We start from the raw sequence: 10,053 nt of genomic DNA, 5'->3' as shown, positions 1-10,053 counted from the left end.
GGCGAGCAGGGCCGTGGTTTCGCGCACGCATGCGCCAGGCGGTGGTGGTACCCACCGCGAAGCCTGCCGCGAGGTGGGTGAGGGGCTCGCCCTTGTACAGGTGGACCAGGACGAGCAGGGCTTGCTGCGCCGGGGCCAGGCGCCGCCACCGGGAGCGGGTGTTCTCGCGGTGGGTGTGGATGGTGCGGGCGGCCAGGTTCGGGGTCCGGCGTGACAGGGGCAGAGCGGCACGGTAGAAGAGCATGTGGAGCCTCTGGTGGGGCAGGTTTTCTTGGTCGTTAACCGGTCTGCCAGGGGCTTCTTGCTGTCAGGGGTGGTTCCGCGCGGGTGGTACGGGCCTGTGGCCAGCAGCTTCAGGGTGAAAAGAGCTCACTCTCTTCGTTGGGCCGACCAGCGCCAGAAAGAGTCTGCCACCTGATATGTGGAGATTTTTCGGTCCGGGGGAACGCCTTGATGAGGGCAGAGAAAGTTGGTTTCTTTCGGGAACTTTCGCGCGGTGATGGCGGCGGAGAAAATCTGAAGTCTCATGCGTCGAAAGGCGACGAATCGCGGAAAGAGCAAATCGCGGAATATCTGGATCGGGGTTCGGTTGTCGCGGCAGCGACCCGGGTGCTGTTTGACGTGTTGGATGAGGAATGCCCTGCGATTTGCTCTCTGTCAGTTCTTACTGATGGGGTCTGGCTGTGGCCTTCTGACCTGTCCTACTACGTTCGTGAGTGCAATGTTCGACTTCCTGGTCGCTTCGTTCGGCATGCCGAAGCCACAGGCTGGGTGCCCATGATCCCCGGTGAGGAAGAGTTGGATGAGATAGAAGAGGATTTTATGGGCTCATCTCATTGAGGGTTGATGATTGGCTTCGGTGCCGGAGCCCGGCGTGAGCGGGGAGGGCAGCCACCAATGGTTGGGTGGGAGTGTCCCTGGACTTTTTCGTGGGAAGGGTTCATCCATCTTTGTTTCGTTCCGGGTGCGCGGACACGACGGCAACCGCACATGCGAGGCGATGTTGACCATCACGGGCAGGTCCGGGCTGCGCACCGCCTCCGACACTGCGCTGCGCAACGTCGCCCGGACGCGGTGCCTGGTCGACAGCGAGATCACCCGCGGCCCCGCACCGGGGCCTTCACCTTCGGGTCGTCGGCCTCGCGGGACTCCAGGATGCGGGCGTTGGTCTCCTCGATGGCGGTGAACATCGCCCCCACATGGCGGTCCTGGAGTCGGTCCAGCCCCACCCGGCGGGCCTGACGGGCATCCACTTGGACACCGATCCGTCATGGGAAGCCATCCACGGCTCCGTCTCCCTCGGGTGGACCAGCACAGGAGCCCACGAGGCCGCGATCGCCCGCCTACCCGGGCATGCGTGGGAGCAGGCCCTGAACCCCGACGGCACCGTGCGCGAACAGGTCCGCGTCGCTGAGCTGGGAGGGCTGAACACCCGCCCCGGCTGCCCCGAAGGGCCGCGGCTGGTCGTGCGCCGGGTCCGCCCCAGCGGACGGGACGCCAAGAAGCTCACCGAACCGGAGAAGCGCACCGGGTGGGTGCTGGCGGCCTCGATCGCCGTTGATCTGGACGCGTGGACCCGGCTGCTGGGCTGCTGTGACAAGGACGCGTTCGCCTCCTGTTGGGACCGGCTACAGGCCATTTCCGCACCGACCTGAGTGGCGCGTCCTGCTCCGACGAGTGGTGGGGAGGAGGAGCGTTCGATTCCCGGGAGGGTGGAGCCCGGCGCAGTCCGCAGCGACATGCGACGGTCCCGCCCCCGCAATCGGGGGACAAACCGGGGCGAACCCACGGCGCGCTCAGACAGCGACCGCCCCTGAAGAATCGAGGCCAGGTCCAGGTCCCGCTCTGCGGGCTCGTTCCAGGTGCAGGAAGCGGCGAGCAGCGCGGCGACGAGGAGCGCCGTCGACGGTCCGTGGGGGCGGGTGTTCCGACGAATCACAGGAAGTTCCCGTTCGAAGCGATGTCGCGCAACACCTCGTAGCCCGACCGTATGGTCGTGTCGAATACGCAGGCGTCGGCGAACCGCTGGGGTAATGCACGATGCCGTGGCCGAAGCGCCAGCAGTGGATCTCGACCTGTACCAGCTTCCACTCCGGTTGGCCGTGGGCCACGGTATCCCGCTCATACGGCGCCCATGCCCCACGGCGCACCGCGCCACCACTTCGGGCACCGTACGGGTCTTCAGGCAGAACCCGCGCATTCTCAGTGGTCACCCTGTTGCATCACCAGAGGCAACAGGGCAACTCTGTACAACTTTTCCGTGGTTCGCGATAGTGAAATCGCATCAACCGCTCACATGTAGTTCTTCCTATATACCGCTCCCCTGTTCATTGAGAAGTAACACTGTTGCCACGTCCACGGAGGGTGATATGGACACGAACACCGAACACTCTGAGCTGGTGGTCTCTCCGGAGCGTTTCCTGCAGATCAAGGAAGCGGAGCGCATCAGCTCCTCCGTCACCCTCAGGCTTTCGGACCACTCCTATCTCCCGAAAGTCGATGAACCGCGCGCCGACTGGGTCGCCAGTGTCGCCGTCCCGGCATTCAAGGCGCTTTCCCGGATGGGGTTCCTGGCTCCGCGGTTCTGCACAGTCGGGACGGGCGCCGGCCTGGATGCCTTGGCGGCGGTGGAGATCCTGCAGGCGCGCACCGTCGGCTTCACCGACCTCCACGAAGACGTCCTCGCGTATGCCCGGGGAAACATCGAGCGCAACATCATCAGCCAGGATGTCGAACTCGTCGGCGGCGTCGGCGACCTGCTCTCCCCGCTGTCGGGATCGCTCTCCCAGCTCGACCTGATCTACGAGAACCTTCCCAACATCCCGATGGTGGAGAGCGAGGACCTCGACGAGGGTCAGACCAGTTCGACCTTCATCGAGGAACGCAGCGAGGAGATCCCCGGGTTCGCGGAGAAGAACCTGGTCGCCCTTCACTATCTGGCGCTGCAGCAGGCGCACCCGCTCCTGAGGGTCGGCGGTCGTGTTCTGTCGTCGATCGGTGCACGCATTCCGCTGTCCGAGATCCTCGCACTCTCCTCCGCGGCTCGGTACAACGGCAGCATCCTGACCTACACGTGGAAGGTGCAGTCCGAGCCCCATGAGGTGGTCGGCGGCTTCGCCCGATGGGAACGGGCCGGCCTGGGGCCGTTCCACTTCTACCCGGTCAGCGTGTTGGAGGACACCTTCGCGAGGATGTCCCCCGCGGCCGCCGGCGCACAGGCCCTGCAGATCGAGAAGGAGCTTGCTCCGCACCAGATCTTGGCCACCGATGCCTTGGCCATGGTCGAAAAGGGCGAGAAGGTCGGCCACACGGTGGCGATCCTCGACTCCGTCAAGTTCCCCGAAACCGACCTGTGAATCTTCCGTCTTCTCCGGGGCTGCAGAGACACGGCGAAATCTGGCTTCTGTCGAACTCAGTAAGGATTCGGCATGGACATCAAGTCCTTCATAGGAAATACGCCTCTCGTCGAACTGAAGACCTTTAACGTTCCGTCCGGCGTTCGGCTATTCGCCAAGGTCGAATTCATGAACCCCGGTGGCAGCATCAAGGACCGCATCGTCACGTACATCATCGACGATGCGGAGGACCAGGGTCTTCTCAAGCCGGGATCCACCATCGTGGAGAACACCTCCGGAAACACCGGGGCAGCGATCGCGATGACTGCGGCGATACGCGGCTACCACGCGATCCTCACCATGCCGGACAAGGTGAGCAAGGAAAAGCAGGACGCGCTGCGCGCGATGGGGGCAGAGGTCGTCGTCTGTCCGACCTCCGCCCTCCCGGATTCGGCCGATCACTATGTGACCCGAGCGAGACGAATCCACGCCGAGATGCCCGGCTCGTTCATGATCAACCAGTATGACAACCAGCTCAACGCGGAGGCCCACTTTAACTCCACGGGCCCCGAGATCTGGAATGATCTCGGAGAGTCGATCTCGGCGTTCGTCGCGTCGGGAAGCACGGGCGGCACCATTTCTGGAACATCCAGGTACCTGAAGATGCAGAAGCCCTCCGTGCACTCCGTCTTGGCCGATCCGGTCGGCTCCATCTATCACCGCTATTTCCACGACGGAGTCGTCGACCCCTCGCAGATCGCGCCGTACTTTGTCGAAGGGGCTGGCGAGGACCACCTGGCGAAGTGCATGGACTTCTCGGTGGTCGATGACGTCATTCGCTTCACCGACTCCGATGCGTTCGCCACCTGCCAGCACCTGGCGAAGAGGGAAGGGCTCGTCTGCGGCGGCACATCGGGGGCCAACGTGTGGGGCGCTGTCCAGGTCGCCCGGTCGATGACCGGGCCGGCGACGATTGTCACGGTCCTGCCCGACAGCGGGAACAAGTACATCTCGAAGATCTACAATCCGGAATGGCTGATGCAAAACGGATTCAATGCCGGTGAACTTCGCTCACTGGAACTGGCCCTGTAATGGGAAGCCAGAAGAAAGATATTGTCGCTGCGCTTACGGCAGCCCTTCTCTGGTCCTTTGCTTTCGTCGCCCCGGCTGCCGTGCAGCCCGCCAGCGAGCTGCTCCTGGTCACCGGCCGGTACACGCTGTTCGGACTGTGCGGACTCTACGTGCTGATCCGGGGATGGCAGAAGCTCAGGCTCATTCCGGTGCGAAGGATCCTGTTCGGTCTTTACATCGGCTTCGTCGGCTACTTCATCTTCTACATCTGCGTCTCATACTCCGCCACAACGGGGAGCGGGTTCATCACCGCGGTGATCGTGGGGTCGTCACCCATCATGATCGCTGTGGCCGGGAACTTCTCGGAAAAGAGAATCCTGTGGCGCCAGCTCGTCGCCCCGATCGCCTTCATCCTCATCGGCATCTCCCTGCTCAGCGCCACGGATTTCATTCACATGGGTCAGGCCGGAGAATCGAACGACTCGTTCTTCGGAATCCTTCTGGCTCTGGGCGCGATGCTCTCATGGTCCTACTTCGTGGTCCGGAACGCCGAGTCCCAGCGGACGTGGGAAACCAAGCCCGATGCCATGATCTGGGCCGCACTGGTAGCGATGGGGGCCGGTGGCGCGTCCATGGTGCTACTGCCGTTCGCCATCGCCTCCACCCCGCCGGAGACCTTCGAGTTGTACCCCCTGCTCAAGATCACGGCATGGTGCATATTCCTGGGCATCATCTCCTCTTGGTGGGGAACCTATATCTGGGTGAAGGCGGCGAAGGGCCTACCGGTCCCCTTCGTCGGTCCGCTGCTCGCCGCAGAGACGATTTTCGGCGCGATCCTCAGCATCCCCGTGGAGAGCAGGATCCCCAACTTGTGGGAGGTGTCAGGCGCCCTTTCAATTCTCGCCGGGATCACCATCTACATGGTGTTCGACGCAAGGAATGAACGGTTCAACAGCAGGCGAGAAAAAACGGAGACTCCAGACGCACCGGATGCTCCCGAAGAGCCCATCCAGTTGCAGACCGACGCGAAGTAAGAGTCGAGGCAGCACACAGGAGGAAATTCCATGAGCAACTCCTTCAGCAACATCAAGCAGTCCCACGTCTTCTTCGACGACGCCCCCGGGCTGAAGCAGTACTACGAGAACTGGGCCTCGAAGTACGACGGGGACCTGGCCGACCAGAAGTGGGTGGCGCCCAGGATCGCGGCCAACCTCGTACACCTCCTCGCCTCGGCCTACGGGACGCCGGAGACGCACGTGTTCGACGCCGGCTGTGGAACGGGGCTCGTCGGCAGATTCCTCAGCACCCTGGGGAACTACGTCATCGACGGCGTCGACCTCTCGGAGAGCATGGCCGCCGAAGCGGTCAAGACGAACGCCTACCGAAAGGTCTACGGCGCGGTTGACCTCTCCGTGCCCCAGAGGGACGAGCGTCTCGACCATTACGACATCGTGGTCAGCAGCGGGGTGTTCACGCTGGGACACGTGCGGCCGACAGCGCTTCTCACACTGTTCGAGTACACCCGCCCCAAGGGTTTCGTCGTGGTCTCCACCCGCGGCAGCTACAACATCGAGACCGAGTTCGAGACCTTCGCGAAGTCGCAGGAGGTCACTGATCGGGCGACTCTGGAGTTCACGCTGAAGGACTCCCACTACATCGCGGAGGAGAGCGCCGACTACTGGGTCTTCCGCACGTCCTGATCATGCAGTGACCAGCAGCGACATTGGCGAGAACGGAAAAGAACCGCTCCTGACGAGGCCTGTGGGTTGACCACTGCCGAGCGCAGAGACACAACTGACCCTGGAGTTCCATGTCCCGTAGATTGTTCACCTCGGAATCCGTGACCGAAGGACATCCAGACAAGATCGCCGACCAGATCAGTGACAGCATCCTTGACGCCCTGCTGAGTCAGGACCACGCTTCACGTGTCGCGGTCGAAACCCTGATCACCACCGGGCAGGTGCATGTCGCGGGTGAGGTGACGACCTCTGCCTACGCCGACATCGCCGAACTGGTCAGGGACAAGATCCTCGGCATCGGTTACGACTCCTCGGCCAAAGGGTTCGACGGAGCCTCCTGCGGAGTCTCGGTGTCGCTCGGAGCGCAGTCCCCGGACATCGCGAAGGGCGTCGACACCGCGTACGAGCAGCGTGTCGAGGGTGACCACGATGAACTCGACCGACAGGGCGCGGGCGACCAGGGCCTGATGTTCGGCTACGCGACGGACGAGACGCCCTCCCTCATGCCGCTGCCCATCGAGCTCGCCCACCGCCTCTCACGCCGCCTGACGGAGGTCCGCAAGGACGGCACCCTCTCCTACCTGCGGCCCGACGGCAAGACCCAGGTCACCATCGAATACCTGGGTATGCGTCCTGTCCGACTCGACACGGTCGTGGTCTCCTCGCAACACGCCGCGGGGATCGACCTGGACGGACTGCTCACCCCGGACATCCGGGAGAATGTCGTCGAGCACGTCCTCAAGGAGATCGCCGATGACGGCATCAAGTTGGACACCACCGACTACCGTCTCCTGGTCAACCCCACCGGCCGCTTCGAGATCGGCGGCCCTATGGGCGATGCGGGGCTGACCGGCCGCAAGATCATCATCGACACCTATGGCGGCTACGCACGCCACGGCGGCGGCGCCTTCTCCGGAAAGGACCCGTCCAAGGTCGACCGCTCCGCCGCCTACGCCATGCGCTGGATCGCCAAGAACGTCGTCGCCGCCGGCCTCGCCCAGCGCTGCGAGGTCCAGGTCGCCTACGCCATCGGCAAGGCGGAACCGGTCGGCCTGTTCGTGGAGACGTTCGGCACCCACACGGTCGACGTCGACAAGATCGAGCGCGCCATCACCGATGTCTTCGACCTCCGCCCGCTCTCGATCATCCGTGATCTCGACCTGTTGCGCCCGATCTACGCACAGACCGCCGCATACGGCCACTTCGGACGTGAGCTCCCGGACTTCACCTGGGAGCGCACCGACCGCGCCGACGCGCTGCGGGCGGCGGCGGGCTGACCGTTCAGTTCCGGATGGAGGCTCGGTATCGCGGGCGTCGGTGCACGCTCTGTCCGGGCACCGACGCCCGCGATCCTGCTCCAGGTAGTCAGACCACCCGGCCCAGAATCGAGGAAAGCTGTCCATGCGTATCGCCGTGACCGGCTCGATTGCCACCGACCACCTGATGGTGTTCCCCGGACACTTCGCCGAGCAGCTGATCAAGGAGCAGCTGGAGCAGGTCTCCCTGTCGTTCCTCGCCGACCGGTTGGAAGTACGCAGAGGGGGTGTGGGCGCCAACATCGCCTTCGGCCTGGCGGCTCTCGGCCTCAACCCGCTCCTGATCGGTGCCGCGGGCATTGACTTCCCCGAGTACGACGCCTGGCTTCGGGCGAACGGAGTCGACACGACAGCGGTTCGGGTCAGCGAGACGCTGCACACCGCACGCTTCGTGTGCACTACGGACACGGACCAGAACCAGATCGCCACCTTCTACGCCGGGGCCATGGCCGACGCTTCCCGGATCGATCTGGCCTCCGTGGTCGAGCGAACGGGTCGGCCGGGACTCGTCCTGGTCGGAGCCGACGACCCCACCGCGATGCTGTGCCACACGGCTGCCGCACACCGCCTCGGCATCCCGGTAGCCGCTGACCCCTCGCAGCAGCTCGCCCGTCTCGACCGGGAGCAGGCCCGTCAACTCGTCGACCGGGCGCAGTGGTTGTTCACCAACGAGTACGAATCCGCCCTCCTGCTCGAACGCACCGGTTGGACCGAACAGGACCTGCTCAGCAGGGTCGGCACATGGATCACCACCTTGGGTGAGGACGGGGTCTCACTTGCCGCTGAAGGTGCCGCCCCACTGCGGATACCGGCGGTTTCCACACATCGGATCGCCGACCCGACAGGGGCCGGTGATGCCTTCAGGGCCGGATTCCTTGCCGGGACCACCTGGTCATGGTCGCAGGAGCAGGCCGCCCGGCTCGGCTGTGCCATGGCGACGACCGTGCTCGAGTCGATCGGCACCCAGGAGTACAAGTTGAACTCCTCGGACCTGGTCGCCCGCATCGAACAGGCCTACGGAGCCGATGCGGCCCGCGCCCTCGAACCGCGGCTCGCGTACGTGTCATGACGACATCGGCATGTCCGGCCTGTCGGTCGAGTCCACGGTGATCATGAAGGAGAATCTCGAAGAGCTCAACGCCCGCGCTCTGTCGTGCGTTGATCCCGTGATCCTCGGCGGCGCCGCCCTCACCCGTGCCTATGTCGAACAGGATCTACACGAGATCTACGACGGCGAGGTCCGCCATGCCCGTGACGCTTTCGAGGGGTTGCGGCTGATGGACGCGATGATGGGCATCAAGCGCGACGTTCCCCACGCGGTGCTGCCCGAGTTGAAGCAGCGTCGGGTGCGGCGACTCGCCTCCACCGTCGCCGAAGAGCGCCCCATGGACGAGGGCCGGGTCCGCTCCGAGTTCGGGTTCGCCGGACAGGATCCCGGTGACATGCGCGGCATGTTCGCCCTGAGGTACCGCGGAGCCCGCTTCTCCCTGGGTTACGGGGCCTGCCCGGACCTGGAGGACCGCGCCAAGATCACGGACCTGCTGCGGTCGGAACGAATCGGCGTGCGTCTGTCGGAGGAGTTCCGACTTCACCCGGAACAGTCCACCGACGCCATCGTCACGCACCATCCCGAGGCCAAGTACTTCAACGCCGGAGGCCGGAAGTGACGACATTCTCCTTTGAGTTCTTCCCGCCCAAGACAGTCGAAGGGGAGAAAGCTCTGTGGAAGACGGTCCGCCATATCGAGTCTTTGGACCCTGATTTCGTTTCCGTCACCTACGGCGCCGGCGGTTCTTCGCGGGACCGGACCGTCGAGATCGTCAAACGCCTCGTGTCCGAGACGACGCTGCGCCCTGTGGCGCACCTGACCGCAGTCGGCCACTCAGTGGACGAGCTGCGCCGCATCATCGGCCAGTTCGCGGACGTCGGGGTGCGCGACGTCCTCGTGCTGCGCGGCGACCCGCCCGGTGATCCCAGGGGACCGTGGGAACCACACCCGAACGGTTTCACCTACGCCTACGAACTGGTCGAACTGGTGCGCTCTCTGGGGGACTTCACCATCGGTGTGGCGGCGTTTCCGGAGAAGCACCCGCGCTCGGTCGACTGGGACAGCGACATCCGCAACTTCGTGGCCAAGTGCCGGGCGGGCGCCGACTACGCCATCACCCAGATGTTCTTCGACGTGGAGGACTACCTGCGTCTGCGCGACCGGGTCGTGGCCGCGGGGTGTACGACGCCGATCATCCCGGAGATCATGCCGGCCACCAACGCCCGTCAGATCCGGCGCTTCGCCGAACTCTCCGACGCGGCGTTCCCGGAGGACCTGGCCCGCAAGCTCCAGGCCGCCAGCGGGCGGCCTGACGATGCTCACCGGATCGGGGTCGAACATGCCACCGCCATGGCGGACCGACTGCTCGCTGAGGGGGCACCCGGCCTGCACTACATCACCCTCAACAAGTCCAGAGCGCCCCTGGACATTCATCGCAATGTACTGAACAGCTTGAGGAGCCTCCATGCCAGCTGAGTCCATCGACTTCAAGGTCGCCGATCTGTCCCTGGCCGAGTTCGGCCGTGACGAGATCCGGCTCGCCG

General features: G+C 64.4%; 10 protein-coding genes and 1 pseudogene. 10 read left to right on the top strand and 1 reads right to left on the bottom strand.

Annotated elements, in window-relative coordinates:
- On the bottom strand, nt 1-244 hold a 244-nt coding region (locus DVR05_RS25835; RefSeq protein ID WP_369974584.1), incomplete at its 3' end, for a transposase family protein.
- Nucleotides 245-453: 209 nt separating this feature from the next.
- Between DVR05_RS25835 and DVR05_RS26845 the strand changes: the two genes are divergently transcribed.
- The 10 genes and pseudogenes from DVR05_RS26845 to metF all read left to right on the top strand — a co-directional run bounded on the left by DVR05_RS26845 (nt 454) and on the right by metF (nt 9,985).
- Nucleotides 454-840, top strand: coding sequence for a hypothetical protein (locus tag DVR05_RS26845; RefSeq protein ID WP_157982559.1), 387 nt, complete (start codon nt 454-456; stop codon nt 838-840).
- A 359-nt stretch (nt 841-1,199) separates the two neighbouring features.
- Entirely contained in the window at nt 1,200-1,655 is a 456-nt protein-coding gene (locus DVR05_RS25825) for a hypothetical protein (protein ID WP_198659363.1), read from the top strand.
- A 714-nt stretch (nt 1,656-2,369) separates the two neighbouring features.
- Nucleotides 2,370-3,356, top strand: coding sequence for a class I SAM-dependent methyltransferase (locus DVR05_RS25820; RefSeq protein WP_116248518.1), 987 nt, complete (start codon nt 2,370-2,372; stop codon nt 3,354-3,356).
- Nucleotides 3,357-3,428: 72 nt separating this feature from the next.
- The gene (locus DVR05_RS25815; protein ID WP_116248517.1) at nt 3,429-4,427 is read left to right on the top strand and encodes a PLP-dependent cysteine synthase family protein; all 999 of its coding nucleotides are present in this window, start codon (nt 3,429-3,431) and stop codon (nt 4,425-4,427) included.
- Nucleotides 4,427-5,440, top strand: coding sequence for a DMT family transporter (locus DVR05_RS25810; protein WP_116248516.1), 1,014 nt, complete (start codon nt 4,427-4,429; stop codon nt 5,438-5,440). The genes DVR05_RS25815 and DVR05_RS25810 overlap by 1 nt, the downstream gene beginning before the upstream one ends.
- A gap of 30 nt (nt 5,441-5,470) precedes the next feature.
- Nucleotides 5,471-6,106 (top strand): class I SAM-dependent methyltransferase, encoded by a 636-nt coding sequence (locus DVR05_RS25805; protein WP_116248515.1) that lies wholly within the window; start codon nt 5,471-5,473, stop codon nt 6,104-6,106.
- Nucleotides 6,107-6,216: 110 nt separating this feature from the next.
- Nucleotides 6,217-7,422 (top strand): methionine adenosyltransferase, encoded by a 1,206-nt coding sequence (metK, locus tag DVR05_RS25800; RefSeq protein ID WP_116248514.1) that lies wholly within the window; start codon nt 6,217-6,219, stop codon nt 7,420-7,422.
- A 124-nt stretch (nt 7,423-7,546) separates the two neighbouring features.
- Nucleotides 7,547-8,530: a carbohydrate kinase family protein gene (locus DVR05_RS25795; protein ID WP_116248513.1), complete on the top strand. Its 984-nt coding sequence runs from the start codon at nt 7,547-7,549 to the stop codon at nt 8,528-8,530.
- Nucleotides 8,529-9,128 (top strand): annotated as a pseudogene (locus DVR05_RS25790) (vitamin B12 dependent-methionine synthase activation domain-containing protein); the annotation flags it as partial. The gene DVR05_RS25795 and the pseudogene DVR05_RS25790, both read left to right, overlap by 2 nt.
- A complete protein-coding gene (metF, locus tag DVR05_RS25785) occupies nt 9,125-9,985 on the top strand; it encodes a methylenetetrahydrofolate reductase [NAD(P)H] (protein ID WP_116248512.1) in 861 nt (286 codons plus the stop codon). The pseudogene DVR05_RS25790 and the gene metF, both read left to right, overlap by 4 nt.
- Nucleotides 9,986-10,053 lie beyond the last annotated feature (68 nt).

The organism is Nocardiopsis sp. FIRDI 009 (genome assembly GCF_003386285.1).
In the GTDB taxonomy this organism is placed as follows: Bacteria; Actinomycetota; Actinomycetes; order Streptosporangiales; family Streptosporangiaceae; genus Nocardiopsis.
This window is presented reverse-complemented; position numbering and strand designations above follow the sequence as displayed.

Bases quoted from the DNA above. Each gene is read 5' to 3' on its own strand.
- DVR05_RS26845 (WP_157982559.1), top strand. From the start codon at position 454: ATGAGGGCAGAGAAAGTTGGTTTCTTTCGGGAACTTTCGCGCGGTGAT.
- DVR05_RS25825 (WP_198659363.1), top strand. From the start codon at position 1,200: ATGGCGGTCCTGGAGTCGGTCCAGCCCCACCCGGCGGGCCTGACGGGC.
- DVR05_RS25820 (WP_116248518.1), top strand. From the start codon at position 2,370: ATGGACACGAACACCGAACACTCTGAGCTGGTGGTCTCTCCGGAGCGT.
- DVR05_RS25815 (WP_116248517.1), top strand. From the start codon at position 3,429: ATGGACATCAAGTCCTTCATAGGAAATACGCCTCTCGTCGAACTGAAG.
- DVR05_RS25810 (WP_116248516.1), top strand. From the start codon at position 4,427: ATGGGAAGCCAGAAGAAAGATATTGTCGCTGCGCTTACGGCAGCCCTT.
- DVR05_RS25805 (WP_116248515.1), top strand. From the start codon at position 5,471: ATGAGCAACTCCTTCAGCAACATCAAGCAGTCCCACGTCTTCTTCGAC.
- metK (WP_116248514.1), top strand. From the start codon at position 6,217: ATGTCCCGTAGATTGTTCACCTCGGAATCCGTGACCGAAGGACATCCA.
- DVR05_RS25795 (WP_116248513.1), top strand. From the start codon at position 7,547: ATGCGTATCGCCGTGACCGGCTCGATTGCCACCGACCACCTGATGGTG.